The following is a 17,980-nucleotide window of genomic DNA, read 5'->3' as shown; positions in this document are numbered from 1 at the left end:
GGGCGCTGTGTTTTCAGCGGCATCCAACGGCCTGTTGTCTTTCCCCCCGCCCCACCGCACACTCGACCCCGCCAGCCAGGAAGCGGAGTCCGCAGTGCCCACGCCACGCCAATTCAGCAAGAAGACCAGCACCAGCAACATGCTGCGGCTCAAGTCCGGCGACGCCGGCAACCAGCGCCCCTATCGCGTCGACTTCGTCCTGCTCGAGCACTTCTCCATGGCCAGCTTCACCGTGGCGATGGACGTGCTGGTCACCGCCAACCTGCTGCGCGCCGACAGTTTCACCTCCACCCCGCTGTCACTGGGCGGCGATCGCGTGCTCAGCGACCTGGGCCTGGAACTGATCGCCAGCCCACTCGATCCCCGCAGCCTGCACGACCTCGACCTGCTGGTGGTGTGCGGCGGCCTGCGCACGCCATTGAAATACCCTGACCTCGACCGCCTGCTGGACGGCTGCGCCAGCCACGGCATGACCCTCGGCGGGCTATGGAACGGCGCCTGGTTCCTCGGCCGCGCCGGGGTGCTCGACGACTACGGCTGCAGCGTGCACCCCGAGCAGCGCGCCAGCCTGGCCGAGATCAGCCCGCAGACGCGCATCACCCCGGCCAGCTTCACCCTGGACCGTGACCGCCTCAGCGCCGCCAGCCCCAATGGCGCCATGGAGCTGATGCTCGGCCTGGTACGGCGCCTGTACGGCGATGCCCTGGCCGAAGGCGTGGAAGAGATCCTGTCGTTCTCCGGCGCACGCTATCGCCAGGTCGGGCCCGGAGCGAAGAAGTCCATGAGCCTGCACCTGCGCACCATCGTCGAGCTGATGGAAAACAACCTCGAAGAAACCCTCAGCCTCGACCAGCTGGCCGCCTACTCCGGGCGCTCGCGCCGACAGATCGACCGCTTGTTCCAGGCCCAGCTGGGCACCTCGCCCAGGCGCTACTACATGGAGCTGCGCATCACCAAGAGTCGGCGGCTGTTGCAGTATTCGGACCTGTCGGTGATGGAGGTCGCGGTGGCCTGCGGCTTCGTTTCGGTATCGCATTTCAGCAAGTGCTATGCGGCGTACTTCGGTTATCCGCCGTCGCGGGAGCAGCGGCTCGGCGAATGATGTCGCCTGGGGTTGCCCCGCGATAGGGCCGGAACTGTCAACGGATCAGCCCTGCTCATCGAGCAATGCCTGGATCACCCGCTCCTGCCCCGCATAATCGCCTTCGCCAAAGTGCACATGGCGCACCTGCCCCTTGCGGTCGACGAAGTAGTGCGCAGGCCAGAACTGGTTGCCCCAGGCGTTCCAGATCCGGTAGCCGTTATCGACCGCCACCGGATAGGCAATGCCCAACTGCTGCACCTGCGCCCGGACACTGCCGATGTCATGCTCGTAGTCGTACTCCGGCGTATGCACCCCGACCACCACCAACCCCTGCTCGCCATAGCGCCGCGCCCAGTCGTTGACATGCGGCAGGCTGCGCCGGCAGTTGATGCAGCCGTAGGTCCAGAAGTCCACCAGCACTACCTTGCCCTTGAGGGCCGGGCCGGCCAGCGGCGGCGAGTTGAGCCACTGCTCGGCGCCGGCCAGCGAAGGCATGGGGCCATAGCTGTCGCGGGCCAGCAGGTGGCCGGCCAGGCCCAACCCGAGCAGGGCCAGGGCCACGCCGCCGGCCTTGAGCAGGCGGCGCTTGCCGCGTGCCTCAGTTGTCATGACAGCCACTGGTGGCGTAGGAACGGTACTCGACGCTCTGCGGCTTGCCCTGGGAGTCGAGGTAGTCCATGCGGGTGTTGACCACGCCGCAGGTGTTGCTGCGGTCATCCTTCACCGACAGCACCTTCTTCACATCCAGCTTGTCGCCGTAGCGGTACTGCATCACGCTGGCCTCGTTGAGCGAGGTGCTGCTGGCCTGGGCGGTGATGGCGCCGAGGCCGAGGACGGCGAACAAGGCGGCGCTGGCGAGGGTCTTGATAGTCATGGTGGTTCTCCTGATGCGAGGTCTTGGCATTGGGGAGACGTCGCTCCCCGGTAGAGCCATTTCACTCCCGCCAGGTATCCCGCTTGTGTCCACCCAGGCTGTGACGTGCTTCCTCCTGTATCCACGGCAGTGCCAGATACACTGCAATACAAAGCGTGGCAGGCAAGCCCGGATTCGCTCGGTACACTGCGCCCAACCCTCACCTACAAGGACACCCCGATGGAGCATGTCGATCACATCCTGGTCGTCGACGACGACCGCGAAATCCGCGAACTGGTCGGCAACTACCTGAAGAAGAACGGCCTGCGCACGAGCATCGTCGCCGATGGCCGGCAGATGCGTGCCTTCCTGGAAAACAACACGGTCGACCTGATCGTCCTCGACATCATGATGCCCGGCGACGACGGCCTGCTGCTGTGCCGCGAACTGCGCGCCGGCAAGCACCGCAATACGCCGGTGCTGATGCTGACCGCGCGCAACGACGAGACCGACCGCATCATCGGCCTGGAAATGGGCGCCGACGACTACCTGACCAAGCCTTTCTCCGCCCGCGAGCTGCTGGCGCGGATCAACGCCGTGCTGCGCCGCACGCGCATGCTGCCGCCCAACCTGACCATCAGCGAAAGCGGGCGCCTGATCGCCTTCGGCCCCTGGCGCCTGGACACCACCGCGCGCCACCTCCTCGACAGCGAGGGCACCCTGGTGGCGCTGTCCGGCGCCGAGTACCGCCTGCTGCGGGTATTCCTCGACCACCCGCAGCGGGTGCTCAGCCGTGAACAGCTGCTCAACCTCACCCAGGGCCGCGAGGCGGACATCTTCGACCGCTCCATCGATCTGCTGGTCAGCCGCCTGCGCCAGCGCCTGGGCGACGACGCCCGCGAACCCACCTGCATCAAGACCGTGCGCAGCGAAGGCTATGTATTCTCGCTGCCGGTGCAATTGCTGGAGTCGCCGGCGTGAAGTGGCCGCGGACCCTGGCCTCGCGCCTGGCGCTGATCTTCTTCACAGGATTGGTGCTGGCCTACGGCCTGTCGTTCAGCCTGCAGGCGTATGAGCGCTATGTCAGCAGCCGCTCGATGATGCTCAGCAACCTGGAGCTGGACGTCTCGACCTCTGTCGCCATCCTCGACCGACTGCCCGCCGCAGAGCGCCCGGCCTGGCTGCCACGCCTGGAACGGCGCACCTACCGCTACCAGCTGGACGAGGGGCTGTCCGGCGAAGCCATGCCCAGCGAGAACCCGCCGATGGCCGCCGACTCCATCGTCAAGGCCATCGGCGACCGCTACCGCCTGACCTTCCAGGAAATCCCCGGCCCCAATGCGCATTTCCAGGCCCACCTGCGCCTGGCCGACGGCGCGCCGCTGACCATCGACGTCACCCCGGCCCCGGTGCCGGTGGCCACCTGGCTGCCAGTAGTGCTGCTGATCCAGCTGGCGGTGCTGCTGGCCTGCACCTGGCTCGCCGTGCGCCTGGCCATCGGCCCGCTGACCCGGCTGGTCCAGGCTGTGGACAACCTTGACCCGAACAGCCCCGGCCCGCTGCTCGACGAAAGCGGCCCACGCGAGGTGCGCTACGCCGCCGTGGCCTTCAATGCGCTGCAGGCGCGTATCGCTGCCTACCTCAAGGAACGCATGCAATTGCTGGCGGCCATCTCCCACGACCTGCAGACGCCGATCACGCGCATGAAGCTGCGCGTCGAGCAGATGGACGACGGGCTGGAGAAGGACAAGCTGTGGCACGACCTCGACGCCATGGAGCACCTGGTGCGCGAGGGCGTGGCCTATGCCCGCAGCATGGACAGCGGCACCGAGGCGCCGTGCCGGGTCAACCTCGACGCCTTCCTCGACAGCCTGGTGTTCGACTACCAGGACAGCGGCGCGCAGGTGAATCGCAGCGGCAGCGCCCAGGCCACCCTGGAAACCCGCCCCCACGCCTTGCGCCGGGTACTGGTGAACCTGGTGGACAATGCGCTGAAGTTCTCCGGTGCCGCGCAGCTGGAAGTCGGCTGCGAGAACGGCGTGACGCTGATCCGCGTGCTCGACGATGGCCCCGGGATCCCCGAGGCGGAGCTCGACGACGTGCTCAAGCCGTTCTACCGGGTCGAAAGCTCGCGCAACCGCAGTACAGGCGGCACCGGGCTGGGGCTGGCCATCGCCCAGCAGCTGACCCAGGCCATGGGCGGCAGCCTGACCTTGCGCAACCGCGCCGAAGGTGGGCTGTGCGCCCAGGTCGAGTTGCGTTGAAGTAAAGGGCAAGCCCGCTGCTCAAGCCTGAGCGAGCGGGCTTGCCCTATTGACGCGGCCAGCAAAGGCGACAACAAAGCAAGATCGTTCAAGCCACCCTCTGGCCTGTCTGGCATGCTTGTCTGCCCTGTCGATTCGTTGCCGCTTCCATGCCCAGCCCACCCCTCGCCCGCCAAGCGTTCCTCCACGGCGCCATCGCCATCCTGCCGCTGTCCGTGGCCGTTGCCCCCTGGGGCCTGCTCGCCGGCAGCATGGCCATCGAAGCCAACCTCAGCGCCTGGCAAGGCCAGGGCCTGTCGGCCATCGTATTCGCCGGCGCCGCGCAACTGGTGGCCATCGGCATGCTCAAGGGTGGCGCCAACCTGTTCTCGATCCTGCTCACCACTCTGCTGCTGACCTCCCAACACCTGCTCTACGGGCTGTCGATGCGCCCGGTGCTGTCGGGGCTGCCGACCCGCTGGCGGTTGGGCCTGGGCTTCCTGCTCACCGATGAGTTCTTCGCCCTCACCAGCCACCACGACCAGCAGCAGTTCAACCGCTGGTACGCCTTGGGCGTGGGCCTGACCTTCTACGTGGCGTGGAACCTGTTCACCCTGGCCGGCATCGTCCTCGGCCAGAACATTCCGCACCTGGACCAGCTGGGCCTGGACTTCTCCATCGTCGCCACCTTCGTCGCACTGATCGCGCCGCTGGTGCGCAACCTGCCGACCGTGGTGTGCGTGGCGGTGTCGCTGTTCTGCTCGGTGCTGTTCAGTTACTGGCACTGGGAGACCGCCCTGGTCGCCGCCGGTCTGCTGGGCATGGCCGCCGGGTTCGTCTGCCAGAAGTTTTCCGGAGGCCGCTTATGATCTGGCTGCTGATCTTCGCCATGGGCGCGGTGGTGTTCCTCAACCGCTACGCCTTCCTCGAACCGCGCCTGCCCCTGCGCCTGAGCTCCAATGCGCGGCAGTTCCTCGGCTTTGCCGTGCCCGGAATGCTCACCGCGATCTGCGGGCCGATCATCTTCCTGCCCGAGCACCAGCTCGACCTGAGCCCGCTGAACCCCTACCTGCTCGGTTCGCTGGTGGCCATCGCCCTGGTGCTGTTGACCCGCAGCGTATTGCTGAGCATGCTGGCGAGCATGCTGATCTTCTTCCTCCTGCGCAGCTGGCTGGCATGAGCACGCCACTGCGCGAACAGGCCCACCTGTGGCAGGCGCCCGCCCTAGGCGATGTCGAGATGCTGCACGCCCGCTATATCCAGCAGCGCTTCGCCCCGCACGTGCACGAAGGCTATGTGTTCACCGTGATCGAGTCCGGCGCCCAGCGCTTCTGGCACCGAGGCAGCGAGCACCTGGCTCCGGTGGGCAGCATGGTGCTGATCAACCCCGACGAGCTGCACACCGGCGCCACCGCCCACGAGGCCGGCTGGCGCTACCGTGGTTTCTACCCCGAGCATGAACGGGTCACCGGCGTGCTCGACGAACTGGAGCTGGGCCGCCATGGCCTGCCCCGGTTCAAGGACAGCGTGATCCAGGACCCGGCCCTGGCCGCCACGTTCAGCCACCTGCACCGGCTTTCGGAGTCCTGCGCCAGCGCCCTGGAGCAACAGACCGCCTGGCGCCAGGCGGTGCTGGCCCTGGTACAGCGCCATGGCCATTGCGCCGAACCCGTCGCCCCCGGCAACGAACCGCTGGCCGTGGCCCGCGCCCGCGAGCTGCTGGAGAGCCAGCTGGCCGATCCGCCGTCGCTGGAAGCCTTGGCGGCCGCGGTGAACCTTTCGCCATTCCACTTCGCCCGGGTATTCCGCCAGGCCACCGGCCTGCCGCCCCATGCCTGGCTCAAGCAGCGCCGCCTGGCCCGCGCCCGGGAACTGCTCAAATACGGTCAATCAGTCCTCGAAGTCGCCTTTACCCTGGGTTTTGCCGACCAGAGCCACCTGAGCCGGCAGTTCAAGCAGGCCTATGGCGTGCCGCCGGGCGCCTATCGCCAGGCCTGTCTCAACCTGGCGTAGCGGCACGACTCCAGGCGCCCGGCGTCAGCCCGGTCATGCCGCGGAAAAACGCGATGAAGGCGCTGTCGCTGGCGAAGCCCAGCTCATCGGCGATCTCGCCCAGCGGCACGTTCAGCGCCAGGCGCTCGACCGCCCTCAGCAATCGCCACTGCTGGCGCCATTGCTGGTAACTCATCCCGGTGTCGCGACGCATCAGGCGGCCAATGGTCTTTTCACTGGCCCCGGCTTGCCGCGCCAACTCGCCCAGTGCTGGCGGCAAGCGATCGAGGCCGTCCACCAGGCGCGCCAGGCGTCGGTCGCGCGGCAGCGGCAGCAGCATTGGCTGGCGCTGCGCGCTCTGCAGTTCGGCACGACACAAGCCCAGCAGATGATGATTGGCCCCATGCCGCCAATCGCTGTCGAAGGGTGCCTGGGCAATCCGCTCGAGCAGCTCGCGCAGCAATGGATTGACGTCGAGGATGGTCACCTGCTCCGGTAGCCCCTGCGCCGCCGTCGCATCCAGGTACACCGAGCGGTAATCCACCGTCTCGCGCATCCGCGCACGATGCGCCAGGCCGCCCGGTATCCACGCCGCGCGGCTCGGCGGCAACAGGCACAGCAGCCCCGGCGAGTCGATACGCACGCAGCCCTGGCGGGTGAACAGCACCTGGCCTCGGACATGCCAGTGGTTGCCGGAATCATGGTCGCCCAAGGCCGAGCAGATGCCGATCACCGGTGCTGGGTGGGCGTCCGGGTCAAAGGCGCTATCGGGTGCGAGCCATGCCATTGCAGCTTGTCCTGTTTCATTGATTTCCTGGCTTGATCACGATAATGGATCATAGCTTGCCAACCCTACCATGGGCCTCCGATCAACTGCAGAGGACAAGCCCATGCAAAATCGTTATTGGCTGGCTTTCGCCACTGCCATGCTCATGTTCCCGCAAATAGCCGAAACCCTGTACAGCCCGGCTCTGGTATCGCTGGCCGAAGGCTTCGCGGTTTCCGCTGCGCACGCCTCGTTGACCCTGTCGTTGTACTTCGTCGCCTTCGCGGTCGGCGTGCTGTTCTGGGGGCGGTTGTGCGATATCAAGGGCCGGCGGCCGACCATGCTCGCGGGCCTTGCGCTGTATACCCTGGCAGCACTGGCGGCACTGCTGGCCAGCGATTTCAGCCAGTTGCTGGCGGCGCGGATGGTCGCCGCCTTCGCCGCCGCAGTCGGTTCGGTGGTCACCCAGACTGCACTGCGCGACCGCTACAACGGCGCGGAACTGGCCCGGGTGTTCTCGCTGATCGGCGCATGCCTGGCCATCAGCCCCGCACTGGGCATGCTCGGTGGCGGCTGGCTGGACCAGGCGTTCGGCTATCGCGGCGTGCTGGCCGCGCAATTGATCCTGGCATCGGCACTGCTGGCCTGGGGCTGGCAGGCGATGCCCGAGACCCAGGCCGCCGCGCCCGCGCTGACACCGTTGCGCCAGGTGCTGATGCGCCTGCTGGCGGACCGCCGGGTGCTGCTGGCCAGCGCGCTGGTGGCCTTGTTCAACATTGCCGTGTTCGCTTGGTACAGCCTGGCGCCGTTCGTCTTCGAACGCCTGGGACAGGCACAGTGGATGGGCTATTCGGGCGTGGGCCTGGCCCTCGGCTCGCTGGCTGGCGCCAGGCTCAATGCCCTGCTGCTGGGGCGCGCAGTCGCGGCCGCCACCCTGATGAAGGGTGCCGCGCTGCTGCTCGTGGTCGGCGCCCTGGGCATGACGGCAATCGGTGAATCACCGTGGATCGTCGCGCCAATTGCCTTGGTGATGATCGCGTTTGCCATGGCCATCCCCTTGCTGCTCGGCTCGGCACTGGTGGCCTACGCCGATTGCCGGGGTACGGCGGCAGCCTTGTTCGGCCTGCTGTATTACCTGCAGATCGGCGCGGGGCTGCTGCTGGTCGGCATGCTGCAGATGCTGGCGCCAGGGTTGCTGCTGATCGCGCTCGCCATCTGCGCGCTGAGCCTGGGCTATTTGCGCTATCTGCGCGGCTGACACCGTCGGCTGCAGCCGCTGCTACACTCACAAGGCTGAACGGAGGAACCCGCCATGTCCGAACGAGAAATCACCACGCTCCTGTCGCTGATGAGCCAGCGTCAGGCCTGCCTGAGCAGCGCCTGCAAGGAGATCGCCGACTGGATCGACCGCCAGGGCGACGTGCCCGCCGCCGGCAAGATCCGCGCCAGCCTCAAGGCACTCGAGGCCGAAGACGCCCAGGTGCGCAAGACGCTGACCTCGCTGAACATCGAACGGCCGCTGCCACGTTTTCGCAGCTGACCGCTGAAAACCATCGCGGGGGAGCAGGCTCGTCGGAGCGCCGCATCGCCCGCGATGGGTGCTGCATCAGTGGTTCATGTGCATATGGTCGTGGCCAGCGCCGGCCTCGGCGTTGAGCGCACGCACCGGAGCCTGCACCTGTAGGGTTTCCTTCGCGCCCTTGGCATCCTCGATGGTCAGGGTCAGCGGTACCTGCTCACCCTCCTTCACCTGCTGGTTCAGGCCCATCAGCATCACGTGGAAGCCGTTCGGGTCCAGCTTCACCGCCTTGCCAGCCGGCAACTCGACCGCCTTCACTTCACGCATGCCCATCACGTCGCCGTTCATGGTCATCTCGTGCACCTGCACGGTCTTGGCCACGGGCGAGGCGACGCTGACCAGCTTGCTGTCGCTGCTGGCGGTCAGGGTCATGAAGGCCCCGGTGGCGTGCTGGTGCGGCACGCTGGCGCGTACCCAGGCGTCGCTCACGGTGGTCTGGGCCAGGGCCGGCAGGGCCAGGCTCATCAGTGCCAGGGCGGCCAGGCCGCGCTTGATCGGTTGCATCGACATTCAGCAGATCTCCATCAGAGTGACCAGGTCTTCGGCGCATTCCTGGGCGTTCAGGGAATGGCCCAGGCTCAGGCGCAGGGTGCCACGGGTATCGTAGACGTAGCTGGTGGACGAGTGAGAGATGGTGTAGGTATCGCCGGCCGGGACCTTCTCGTAGAACACCTTGAACTCACGGGCCACCGCGTCGATTTCCTCGGGGGTGCCGGTCAGGGCGACGATCGACGGGTCGAAGGCCTTGACGTAGGCATCGAGCACCTCGGGGGTATCGCGTTCCGGGTCCAGGGTGATGAACACCGGCTGGAACAGGTCGCGGTCGCGGCCACGCAGGATCTTGCGGATCTGCGCCACCCGCGCCATGGCGGTCGGGCAGACGGCCGGGCACTGAGTGAACCCGAAGAAGATCATCGGCATCGAGCCGTAGAAGCTCGACAAGGTACGCTCGTTGCCTTGCGGGTCCTTGAGCTTGAACTTGCGACCGAGGATCTCGTTGCTCATGTTCTTGCCGTACTTGAAGTCCAGGCCACGGGCCGGGCTGCAGCCCGCCAGCAGGCCAAGCCCCAGTACGCCCATCCCGGCGACAACCGCGCGCCGGGTCAACAGATCATTCATGGAACCATCCTTTACAGGGAAGGTGCCGACCCCTGGGATGGGCCGGCCAGAAAACCGGGGCATTCTGTCACGCCCCCCCCGTACCATCCACCCGACATCCGGCTGATCGGGCTGCAGCCCTTTGTTTACGGGGCGCGACCGGTTGTCGCAGGGGTTGAATCCGTAACACTTTGTTGCTAGGGATCAATGCACAAAGCCTGAAAAGCATCGCGGGGCAAGCCCGCTCCCACAACCTGTGGAAGCGGGCTTGCCCCGCGATGGCGTCACCACTGCGATCAGTAGTACGCGTTTTCCTTCTGGCTGTGGTCGGTCACGTCACGCACGCCCTTGAGCTCGGGAATACGCTCGAGCAAGGTGCGCTCGATGCCTTCCTTGAGGGTCACGTCGGCCTGGCCGCAGCCCTGGCAACCACCGCCGAACTGCAGCACGGCGATGCCGTCGTCGACCACGTCCACCAGGCTCACGGCGCCGCCGTGGCTGGCCAGGCCCGGGTTGATCTCGGTCTGCAGGTAATAGTTGATCCGCTCGTTGATCGGGCTGTCTTCGTTGACCATCGGCACCTTGGCGTTCGGCGCCTTGATGGTCAGCTGGCCACCCATGCGGTCGGTGGCGTAGTCGACCAGCGCGTCCTCCAGGAACGGCACGCTGACCGCATCGAGGTAGGCGGTGAAGCTCTTCAGGCCCACCGGCTGGTCGTCGGGCTTCTCTTCGCCCGGCTTGCAGTACGCAATGCAGGTCTCGGCGTAGGTTGTGCCCGGCTGGGTAATGAAAATACGGATGCCGATGCCAGGCGTGTTCTGCTTGGAGAGCAGATCGGCCAGGTAATCATGGGCGGCGTCGGTAATGGTTATAGCGCTCATGGAAGTTCCTCACAGACTTGCCGGCAGTGTACGCCAACCCGGCGTGCGAACAAAGTCCTAGTATTTGACTCGGGAAAGCGCCAGCGCCGGTTCCTGCGCCGTTCGCGCCGTGAACACGGCCTTGAGCCGCCAGTACAGGCCGCGCTCCAGCCATTGGTAGCTGAGCCACGACATTAGTCCGATTGACGGCACGCACAGGGCAAATACCAGGTAAGGGTTCAGGCGCAGCCCCTCACTGATGAATAGACCGGCGTACAGCACCAGCACATGCACCAGATACACCGAGTAGGAACAGTCCCCCAGGGCCTTGAGAACCTGATTGCCCTTGAAGTAGCGCTCCAGGGCGATGAACGCCAGCACCACCAGGGCGCTCGGCAGGCCCCAGTGCAGCAGGCGCTGCGAAGCGTCGAGGTGATAGAGCGCCAACCCCGCCAGACCGAGCAATCCCAACGGCAACCACAGCCCTTCGCGGATCAACCCGCGTCGATACAGCACACCCAGGCCGATGCCCAACAGGAACTCGTAGACGATATCGTTGTTGTAGAAGCGGCTCAGCACACCCAGGCGCCCCAGCACTTCGCTCGCCAGCAGCAATGCTGCCGTCACCAGCAACAGGTGATGACGCTGGCGCACCAGGAAGGCCAGGCCGAACAGCAGGTAGAAGAACATCTCGAAGTTCAGCGTCCAGCCGACGTTGAGCGTTGGATACAGCCCATAGCCACCGGGGTTTTCCGCCGGGATGAACAACAGCGACAGCAGCAGGTGCTGCCATTCGAACACCTGGTGCGGCATCCAGCGGCTGGCCGCCAACATCAGCACGGCCATCAGCAGGGTGTAGAACCAATACGCGGGCACGATGCGCAAGGCACGGTTGAGCAGGAACTGTCCTGGGGCGATGGCCTTGTCGCGGGTCGACAGGTAGATCACCAGGCCACTGATGACAAAGAAGATGTCCACCCCCACCGCGCCGCGATCAGCGAGCAGTTGGCCGATGGGGCCGGTGGCGTGGAAGTCAAAGAAGATCTGCCGGAAGTGGTGGCAGACCACCAGCCAGGCGGCGAATGCCCGTAGAGCCTGAAGCGAATACAGCATGAAATACCCTGTGATCGGCGGTGCATTGAGGCCCGGCGAGCCGGCTCCCACAGGGTTCGCGCACTTCTGTGGGAGCCGGCTTGCCGGCGATGGGCTGCAGCGCAGCCCAGGGCCTACCTACCGATTCCGACCACAGGATGCCGGGAAAGTCCCGGCCAACCGATCAGAGGTTCTCGTAGCGGTTCATGTCCAGCACCCCGGCCTCCACCGGCTGGGTCTCCTTGATGTAGCTGTTCAGGTCATGGAAGTAGCGCCAGAACTCAGGATGGCTGCGGCGCACACCCCAGCGCATGACGATGCGCTCGAACTTGTCGGTGTCGTCACGCGCCGCCTCCATGTCCTCGACGAACTCCGGCACATCGGCCGTCGGGATGTTGAAGATGAAGTTGGGGTAGCTGCTGAGCACGCCCGGATACAAGGTCAAGGTGTCGAGCCCCGGCTGGTAGCGATAGGCCTCGCCAAGCAGGAACGCCACGTTGCTGTGCGCGCGGTTGCGCAGCAGGCTGTAGACCTGGCGCTGGCCGCCCTGCCCTTCGATGCGCAGCATGCTCGCCTCGGGCAGTTGGCCGATCACCTTGAGCCCCGCCGCCGGGCGCGACACCAGGCGGCTCAGCGATTGCTCGGCGTCACGAAACTCCGCAGACAGCCCGGGCCGCGAGCAATAGGCGCCCTGGCAGCGGTTGATCGGGTCCGGCGCGGCGTTCAGGCTGCCGGTGCGTTGCAGCAGCTTGAGGCCGAAGTCGCGCTTGGGGTCGTGCTTGTCCAGTTTCAGCGCGCTCGGAGTGCTGGTGTCGATGTCCTCGTAGTCCATCCACATCTTCACCTTGCCGCTGTTCTGGTACCAGTCGCCGAGGATCTCGCCGCGCTTGCCGGCCGGCATCAGGCGCAGGAAGTTGATCTCGGCGCCGTTGCGGATCAGGTCGAAGTACAGCCGCGTCTGCAACTGGTGCGAAACATTGCCAAACACGTCGAAGTTCACCGCCAGCTGGTAGTAGGTGCGCTCGAACAGCGGATAATCGAACAGCCACATGGTCAGCGGCACGTCACCGATCAGGCCCTTGGTCACCGAGGCGCTGTCGAAGTGGCGGAAGATGCTCAAAAGTGCGTTGTCGTTGCCCGCCCACAGCGTCGACCAGCTGGGCGCCGGCTGTTCGGCATAGGCCTCACGGCGCAGGGCTTCGTACTCGTTGCGCTTGTCACGGTAGGCGTGCCACAGGCTCAGCACGCTGCCCACGTCGTCGATCTGCCCCGGCATGGCCAGCAGCGGCGTGGCCTCGCCCCGGTACTGGGCGTCGGTGATGTACAGGTCGTGGGCCGGCTCCTGGAACAGCGCCCAGAAGTTGTCGCGGATCACGTCGGTGGCGATCTGCCCGCGGCACACCGGGCCACGGATGAAGGTACGGACGAAGTACTCGGCGTTGTCCAGCATGAACTGGTAGCGGGCCACCGCCGGGATCGCCTCGAAGGTCTCGAACGGGTTGGACCGGTGCCGCGGCCCATAGCCCGGCAGTGCGCTGGCGTGCCAGTCGCCGCTGTAGAACAGCTGCTTGACCCGCTTGAGCTTCTGCGGCCCCATCGGGTAGGTGATGTGGGTCTTGTGCACGATCACGCCCTGCACCGGGATCAACCGATAGTAGAAGTCGGTGCCCGGCGGGTCGTTGGGGCGGCGGGTGGCGATCAGGTCCACCGGCTGGCCGCTCGGGGTGCGCGAGCGCACCCACTGGAAGAAGTGACCCTGCTCGCCACCGACGAAATAGATGTGCGCCAGGAACAGGTGCTCGTACAGCCAACGGCCTACCAGCGCCTCGGTGGAGCCGGGGCGATTGAGCAGTTCTTCCCAGTCGGCGATCTGCTTCGCCTCTGCCGCGCTGGGCTGGATCGGGGTCTTTTCCACCGGTGCGCCAGCAGCCAGCCAGCGCTGCAGGGTCTGGTACTGCTGGTCGGTCAGCCCGGTGACCGCCAGCGGCATGCCCTCCTTGGGATGGGCGCCGGCATAGGCGTCGAATTCGTGGGGCAACGGGCACATGTTGTTGCGGTTGAGCCCCAGCACGATCTCTTCGGGCAGTTTGGCGTTGGGCGTGAGCGGGGTCTTGTGACCCAGTTCGAGCATGCGCGCCATCAGCGCCGCCTGGCTGCCCTGCTTGTCCAGCACCGAATAGAAGCCCTGCTTGCGCCAGCCCGCTTCGTCGCGGGCGTCGTAGAACAGCCGCGTGGTGGGCACCGCCTGGCTGCGCTCGCCCTGGTAGACCGGCACCTTCGAGGCTCCGCGCTCGGCGCCCTCGGCGCTGCCCAGGTTGAGCTGGCAGGCAGCGTCGTTACAGGCGTGGCAGGCCACGCACTTCTCGGTGAAGATCGGTTGGATATCCCGGGTGTATGAGATCGTCGGGCTCGATTGGGGGGCCTGCCCGAACGCCGCGCCACTGATGAGCAAGGCGAAGGCGCTGGCAAGTATGCGATGCAGCATGTGCCGAATGTCCTGGTTCTTGAAAGCCATCACGATGTGCCTGGCGGGTCCTGAGGTGTTGGAGGGTCGCACTAACATGAGGGAAATTCATGCGAATGGGCGATGCGCCTAAAATCCGTGCAGCTTTGTTATTATTCGGCACCTTCTGTTATTTGCCCGACCAGGTAGTCCTATGTCCGACCGCAGCGCTCGTTTACAAGCACTCCAGAACGCACTCAAAGAGCGCATCCTGATCCTCGACGGCGGCATGGGTACTATGATCCAGAGTTACCGCCTCGAGGAACACGACTATCGTGGCACGCGCTTTGCCGATTGGCCAAGCGATGTCAAAGGCAACAACGATCTTTTGCTGCTCAGCCGCCCCGATGTGATCGCCGCGATCGAGAAAGCCTACCTGGACGCCGGCGCCGATATCCTCGAGACCAACACGTTCAACGCCACGCAGATATCCCAGGCCGACTACGGCATGGAAGCGCTGGTTTACGAGCTCAACGTCGAGGGCGCGCGTATCGCCCGCCAGGTGGCCGACGCCAAGACCCTGGAAACCCCGGACAAGCCACGCTTCGTCGCCGGCGTGCTCGGCCCTACCAGCCGCACCTGTTCGATCTCCCCGGACGTCAACGACCCCGGCTACCGCAACGTCACCTTCGACGAGTTGGTGGAGAACTACACCGAGGCCACCCGCGGCCTGATCGAGGGCGGCGCCGACCTGATCCTGATCGAGACCATCTTCGACACCCTCAACGCCAAGGCGGCGATCTTCGCCGTGCAGCAAGTGTTCGAGGAAGACCAGGTGGAACTGCCGATCATGATCTCCGGCACCATCACCGACGCCTCCGGGCGCACCCTGTCGGGCCAGACCACCGAAGCGTTCTGGAACTCGGTTCGCCACGCCAACCCGATTTCCGTGGGCCTGAACTGCGCCCTCGGTGCCAAGGACCTGCGTCCGTACCTGGAAGAACTCTCGACCAAGGCCGACACCCACGTGTCCGCCCACCCCAACGCCGGCCTGCCCAACGCCTTCGGCGAATACGACGAGACCCCGGCCGAGATGGCTGCGGTTGTCGAGGAGTTTGCCGCCAGCGGTTTCCTCAACATTATCGGCGGCTGCTGCGGCACCACCCCGCCGCACATCCAGGCCATCGCCGAGGCCGTAGCCAAGTACAAGCCACGGACGATCCCGGACATCCCCAAGGCCTGCCGCCTGTCGGGCCTTGAGCCGTTCACCATCGATCGCCAGTCGCTGTTCGTCAACGTCGGCGAGCGCACCAACATCACCGGCTCCGCCAAGTTCGCCCGGCTGATCCGCGAGGAAAACTACACCGAGGCGCTGGAAGTCGCCCTGCAGCAGGTCGAAGCCGGCGCCCAGGTGATCGACATCAACATGGACGAAGGGATGCTCGACTCCCAGGCCGCCATGGTCCGCTTCCTCAACCTGATCGCCGGCGAGCCGGATATCTCCCGGGTGCCGATCATGATCGACTCCTCCAAGTGGGAGGTGATCGAGGCGGGCCTGAAGTGCATCCAGGGCAAGGGTATCGTCAACTCGATTTCGATGAAGGAAGGCGTCGAGCAGTTCAAGCACCACGCCCGCCTGTGCAAGCGCTACGGCGCCGCCGTGGTGGTGATGGCCTTCGACGAGGTCGGCCAGGCCGACACCGCCGCGCGCAAGCGCGAGATCTGCCAGCGCAGCTACGACATCCTGGTCAACGAAGTCGGCTTCCCGCCGGAAGACATCATCTTCGACCCGAACATCTTCGCCGTCGCCACCGGCATCGAGGAGCACAACAACTACGCCGTCGACTTCATCGAGGCCTGCGCCTACATCCGCGACCACCTGCCCTATGCCCTGACTTCGGGCGGCGTGTCCAACGTGTCGTTCTCGTTCCGCGGCAACAACCCGGTGCGCGAGGCCATCCACTCGGTGTTCCTCTACCACGCGATCAAGAACGGCCTGACCATGGGTATCGTCAACGCCGGCCAGCTGGAGATCTACGACGAGATCCCCGCCGCCCTGCGCGAAAAGGTCGAGGACGTGGTGCTCAACCGCACCGCGCATGGCACCGACGCCCTGCTGGCCATCGCCGATGACTACAAGGGCGGCGGCGCCACCAAGGAAGTCGAGAACGAAGAATGGCGCTCTATGCCGGTCGACAAGCGCCTGGAGCATGCGCTGGTCAAGGGCATCACCGCCTATATCGTCGAAGATACCGAAGAGTGCCGCCAGCAATCGGCGCGCCCCATCGAGGTCATCGAAGGCCCGCTGATGAGCGGCATGAACGTGGTCGGCGACCTGTTCGGCGCCGGCAAGATGTTCCTGCCCCAGGTGGTGAAGTCCGCCCGCGTGATGAAACAGGCCGTGGCCCACCTGATCCCGTTCATCGAAGCCGAGAAAGGCGACAAACCCGAAGCCAAGGGCAAGATCCTCATGGCCACGGTCAAAGGCGACGTGCACGACATCGGCAAGAACATCGTCGGCGTGGTGCTCGGTTGCAACGGCTATGACATCGTCGACATGGGCGTGATGGTCCCGGCCGAGAAGATCCTGCAGACCGCCCGCGAGCAGAAGTGCGACATCATCGGCCTGTCCGGGCTGATCACCCCGTCGTTGGACGAGATGGTCCATGTTGCCCGCGAAATGCAGCGCCAGGACTTCCACCTGCCGCTGATGATCGGCGGCGCGACCACCTCCAAGGCGCACACGGCGGTGAAGATCGAACCCAAGTACTCCAACGATGCGGTGATCTACGTCACCGACGCCTCGCGCGCGGTGGGCGTGGCCACGCAACTGCTGTCCAAGGAACTCAAGAGCGGTTTCGTCGAGAAGACCCGCCAGGAATACGTCGAGGTGCGCGAGCGCACCGCCAACCGCAGCGCCCGCACCGAGCGCCTGAGCTACGCCCAGGCCATCGCCGCCAAACCGCAGTACGATTGGGCCACCTACCAGGCCGCGGTGCCCAGCTTCACAGGCGTCAAGGTGCTGGAGAACATCGACCTGCGCACCCTGGCCGAGTACATCGACTGGACGCCGTTCTTCATCTCCTGGGACCTGGCCGGCAAGTTCCCGCGCATCCTCACCGACGAAGTGGTCGGCGAGGCCGCCACGGCGCTGTACAAGGACGCCCGCGAGATGCTCGACAAGCTGATCGACGAGCAACTGATCAGCGCCCGCGCGGTGTTCGGCTTCTGGCCGGCCAACCAGGTGGCCGATGACGATATCGAGGTGTACGGCGACGCCGGCGAGACCCTGGCCACCCTGCACCACCTGCGCCAGCAGACCATCAAGCCCGACGGCAAGCCGAACTGGTCGCTGGCCGACTTCGTCGCGCCCAAGGCCAGCGGCGTGACCGACTATGTCGGCGGCTTCATCACCACCGCCGGCATCGGCGCCGAGGAAGTGGCCAAGGCCTACCAGGACAAGGGCGACGACTACAGCTCGATCATGGTCAAGGCCCTGGCCGACCGCCTGGCCGAGGCCTGCGCCGAGTGGCTGCACGAGCAGGTGCGCAAGGAGCACTGGGGCTATGCCAAGGACGAACACCTGGACAACGAGGCGCTGATCAAGGAGCAGTACAGTGGTATCCGCCCGGCGCCTGGCTACCCGGCGTGCCCGGACCACACCGAGAAGGAAACCCTGTTCCGCCTGCTCGACGGCAGCGCGATTGGCGAGACCGGCCCCAGCGGCGTGTTCCTCACCGAGCACTTCGCCATGTTCCCGGCGGCGGCAGTCAGCGGCTGGTACTTCGCCCACCCGCAGGCGCAGTACTTCGCCGTGGGCAAGGTCGACAAGGACCAGATCGAACAGTACAGCGCGCGCAAGGGCCAGGACATTGCCGTGACCGAGCGCTGGCTGGCGCCGAACCTCGGCTACGACGCCTGACCCCTCCGGGGCTGCCTTGCCGGCGATGGGCCGCAGGGCGGCCCCGAG

General features: G+C 65.8%; 17 protein-coding genes. 9 read left to right on the top strand and 8 right to left on the bottom strand.

Features of this window, described 5'->3' with window-relative positions; genetic code table 11:
• Positions 1-94: 94 nt before the first annotated feature.
• Positions 95-1,102, top strand: a complete 1,008-nt coding sequence (locus OH705_RS02855; RefSeq protein ID WP_038705978.1) for a GlxA family transcriptional regulator — start codon at positions 95-97, stop codon at positions 1,100-1,102.
• A gap of 45 nt (positions 1,103-1,147) precedes the next feature.
• On the opposite strand, the gene OH705_RS02850 is transcribed toward OH705_RS02855, so the two are convergent.
• Positions 1,148-1,663: a thioredoxin family protein gene (locus OH705_RS02850; protein ID WP_094011253.1), complete on the bottom strand. Its 516-nt coding sequence runs from the start codon at positions 1,661-1,663 to the stop codon at positions 1,148-1,150.
• A gap of 19 nt (positions 1,664-1,682) precedes the next feature.
• Positions 1,683-1,958, bottom strand: a complete 276-nt coding sequence (locus OH705_RS02845; protein WP_023632725.1) for a DUF2790 domain-containing protein — start codon at positions 1,956-1,958, stop codon at positions 1,683-1,685.
• A 219-nt stretch (positions 1,959-2,177) separates the two neighbouring features.
• Here OH705_RS02845 and OH705_RS02840 point away from each other — a divergent pair, with 219 nt between their 5' ends.
• The 5 genes from OH705_RS02840 (at position 2,178) to OH705_RS02820 (ending at position 6,193) form a co-directional block, all read left to right on the top strand.
• Positions 2,178-2,918 (top strand): response regulator, encoded by a 741-nt coding sequence (locus tag OH705_RS02840; protein ID WP_046855862.1) that lies wholly within the window; start codon positions 2,178-2,180, stop codon positions 2,916-2,918.
• On the top strand, positions 2,915-4,201 hold the full coding sequence (locus OH705_RS02835) for a sensor histidine kinase (protein WP_104443982.1): 1,287 nt from the start codon (positions 2,915-2,917) through the stop codon (positions 4,199-4,201). Before OH705_RS02840 ends, OH705_RS02835 begins: the two co-directional genes overlap by 4 nt.
• Before the next feature lie 149 nt (positions 4,202-4,350).
• Positions 4,351-5,049 carry an AzlC family ABC transporter permease gene (locus OH705_RS02830; RefSeq protein WP_038705975.1) on the top strand — a complete coding sequence of 233 codons (699 nt, stop codon included), beginning with the start codon at positions 4,351-4,353 and terminating at the stop codon, positions 5,047-5,049.
• A complete protein-coding gene (locus OH705_RS02825) occupies positions 5,046-5,360 on the top strand; it encodes an AzlD domain-containing protein (RefSeq protein ID WP_023632701.1) in 315 nt (104 codons plus the stop codon). Before OH705_RS02830 ends, OH705_RS02825 begins: the two co-directional genes overlap by 4 nt.
• Positions 5,357-6,193, top strand: coding sequence for an AraC family transcriptional regulator (locus OH705_RS02820; protein WP_267300892.1), 837 nt, complete (start codon positions 5,357-5,359; stop codon positions 6,191-6,193). The genes OH705_RS02825 and OH705_RS02820 overlap by 4 nt, the downstream gene beginning before the upstream one ends.
• Here OH705_RS02820 and OH705_RS02815 read toward each other — a convergent pair.
• On the bottom strand, positions 6,180-6,959 hold the full coding sequence (locus OH705_RS02815; protein ID WP_104443984.1) for an AraC family transcriptional regulator: 780 nt from the start codon (positions 6,957-6,959) through the stop codon (positions 6,180-6,182). The genes OH705_RS02820 and OH705_RS02815 overlap by 14 nt on opposite strands.
• A gap of 103 nt (positions 6,960-7,062) precedes the next feature.
• On the opposite strand from OH705_RS02815, the gene OH705_RS02810 reads away from it, so the two are divergent.
• A complete protein-coding gene (locus OH705_RS02810) occupies positions 7,063-8,196 on the top strand; it encodes an MFS transporter (RefSeq protein ID WP_267300890.1) in 1,134 nt (377 codons plus the stop codon).
• Between the two features lie 54 nt (positions 8,197-8,250).
• Entirely contained in the window at positions 8,251-8,478 is a 228-nt protein-coding gene (locus OH705_RS02805; RefSeq protein ID WP_023630605.1) for a hypothetical protein, read from the top strand.
• Positions 8,479-8,544: 66 nt separating this feature from the next.
• Here the strand turns inward: OH705_RS02805 and OH705_RS02800 are convergent, their stop codons facing one another.
• From OH705_RS02800 to OH705_RS02780, 5 genes are all read right to left on the bottom strand, one after another.
• Positions 8,545-9,027 (bottom strand): copper chaperone PCu(A)C, encoded by a 483-nt coding sequence (locus tag OH705_RS02800; protein WP_038705971.1) that lies wholly within the window; start codon positions 9,025-9,027, stop codon positions 8,545-8,547.
• Positions 9,028-9,636 carry an SCO family protein gene (locus OH705_RS02795; protein WP_031315095.1) on the bottom strand — a complete coding sequence of 203 codons (609 nt, stop codon included), beginning with the start codon at positions 9,634-9,636 and terminating at the stop codon, positions 9,028-9,030. It lies immediately after the preceding gene.
• 275 nt (positions 9,637-9,911) lie between these two features.
• Positions 9,912-10,496, bottom strand: coding sequence for a Fe-S biogenesis protein NfuA (gene nfuA, locus OH705_RS02790; protein ID WP_023630602.1), 585 nt, complete (start codon positions 10,494-10,496; stop codon positions 9,912-9,914).
• A gap of 57 nt (positions 10,497-10,553) precedes the next feature.
• Positions 10,554-11,588, bottom strand: a complete 1,035-nt coding sequence (locus tag OH705_RS02785; protein ID WP_023630601.1) for an acyltransferase family protein — start codon at positions 11,586-11,588, stop codon at positions 10,554-10,556.
• A gap of 163 nt (positions 11,589-11,751) precedes the next feature.
• Entirely contained in the window at positions 11,752-14,052 is a 2,301-nt protein-coding gene (locus tag OH705_RS02780; protein ID WP_094011252.1) for a fatty acid cis/trans isomerase, read from the bottom strand.
• A gap of 172 nt (positions 14,053-14,224) precedes the next feature.
• On the opposite strand from OH705_RS02780, the gene metH reads away from it, so the two are divergent.
• On the top strand, positions 14,225-17,932 hold the full coding sequence (metH, locus tag OH705_RS02775) for a methionine synthase (protein WP_267300888.1): 3,708 nt from the start codon (positions 14,225-14,227) through the stop codon (positions 17,930-17,932).
• Positions 17,933-17,980: the final 48 nt, after the last annotated feature.

Source organism: Pseudomonas sp. BJa3 (assembly GCF_026343815.1).
Classification (GTDB): Bacteria; Pseudomonadota; Gammaproteobacteria; order Pseudomonadales; family Pseudomonadaceae; genus Aquipseudomonas; species Aquipseudomonas soli.
This window is presented reverse-complemented; position numbering and strand designations above follow the sequence as displayed.

What these genes read in the sequence shown, in the direction of transcription:
- OH705_RS02845 (WP_023632725.1), bottom strand. Translation starts at nt 1,958, where the DNA reads ATGACTATCAAGACCCTCGCCAGCGCCGCCTTGTTCGCCGTCCTCGGC.
- OH705_RS02840 (WP_046855862.1), top strand. Translation starts at nt 2,178, where the DNA reads ATGGAGCATGTCGATCACATCCTGGTCGTCGACGACGACCGCGAAATC.
- OH705_RS02830 (WP_038705975.1), top strand. Translation starts at nt 4,351, where the DNA reads ATGCCCAGCCCACCCCTCGCCCGCCAAGCGTTCCTCCACGGCGCCATC.
- OH705_RS02825 (WP_023632701.1), top strand. Translation starts at nt 5,046, where the DNA reads ATGATCTGGCTGCTGATCTTCGCCATGGGCGCGGTGGTGTTCCTCAAC.
- OH705_RS02820 (WP_267300892.1), top strand. Translation starts at nt 5,357, where the DNA reads ATGAGCACGCCACTGCGCGAACAGGCCCACCTGTGGCAGGCGCCCGCC.
- OH705_RS02815 (WP_104443984.1), bottom strand. Translation starts at nt 6,959, where the DNA reads ATGGCATGGCTCGCACCCGATAGCGCCTTTGACCCGGACGCCCACCCA.
- OH705_RS02810 (WP_267300890.1), top strand. Translation starts at nt 7,063, where the DNA reads ATGCAAAATCGTTATTGGCTGGCTTTCGCCACTGCCATGCTCATGTTC.
- OH705_RS02805 (WP_023630605.1), top strand. Translation starts at nt 8,251, where the DNA reads ATGTCCGAACGAGAAATCACCACGCTCCTGTCGCTGATGAGCCAGCGT.
- OH705_RS02800 (WP_038705971.1), bottom strand. Translation starts at nt 9,027, where the DNA reads ATGTCGATGCAACCGATCAAGCGCGGCCTGGCCGCCCTGGCACTGATG.
- OH705_RS02795 (WP_031315095.1), bottom strand. Translation starts at nt 9,636, where the DNA reads ATGAATGATCTGTTGACCCGGCGCGCGGTTGTCGCCGGGATGGGCGTA.
- nfuA (WP_023630602.1), bottom strand. Translation starts at nt 10,496, where the DNA reads ATGAGCGCTATAACCATTACCGACGCCGCCCATGATTACCTGGCCGAT.
- OH705_RS02785 (WP_023630601.1), bottom strand. Translation starts at nt 11,588, where the DNA reads ATGCTGTATTCGCTTCAGGCTCTACGGGCATTCGCCGCCTGGCTGGTG.
- OH705_RS02780 (WP_094011252.1), bottom strand. Translation starts at nt 14,052, where the DNA reads ATGCTGCATCGCATACTTGCCAGCGCCTTCGCCTTGCTCATCAGTGGC.
- metH (WP_267300888.1), top strand. Translation starts at nt 14,225, where the DNA reads ATGTCCGACCGCAGCGCTCGTTTACAAGCACTCCAGAACGCACTCAAA.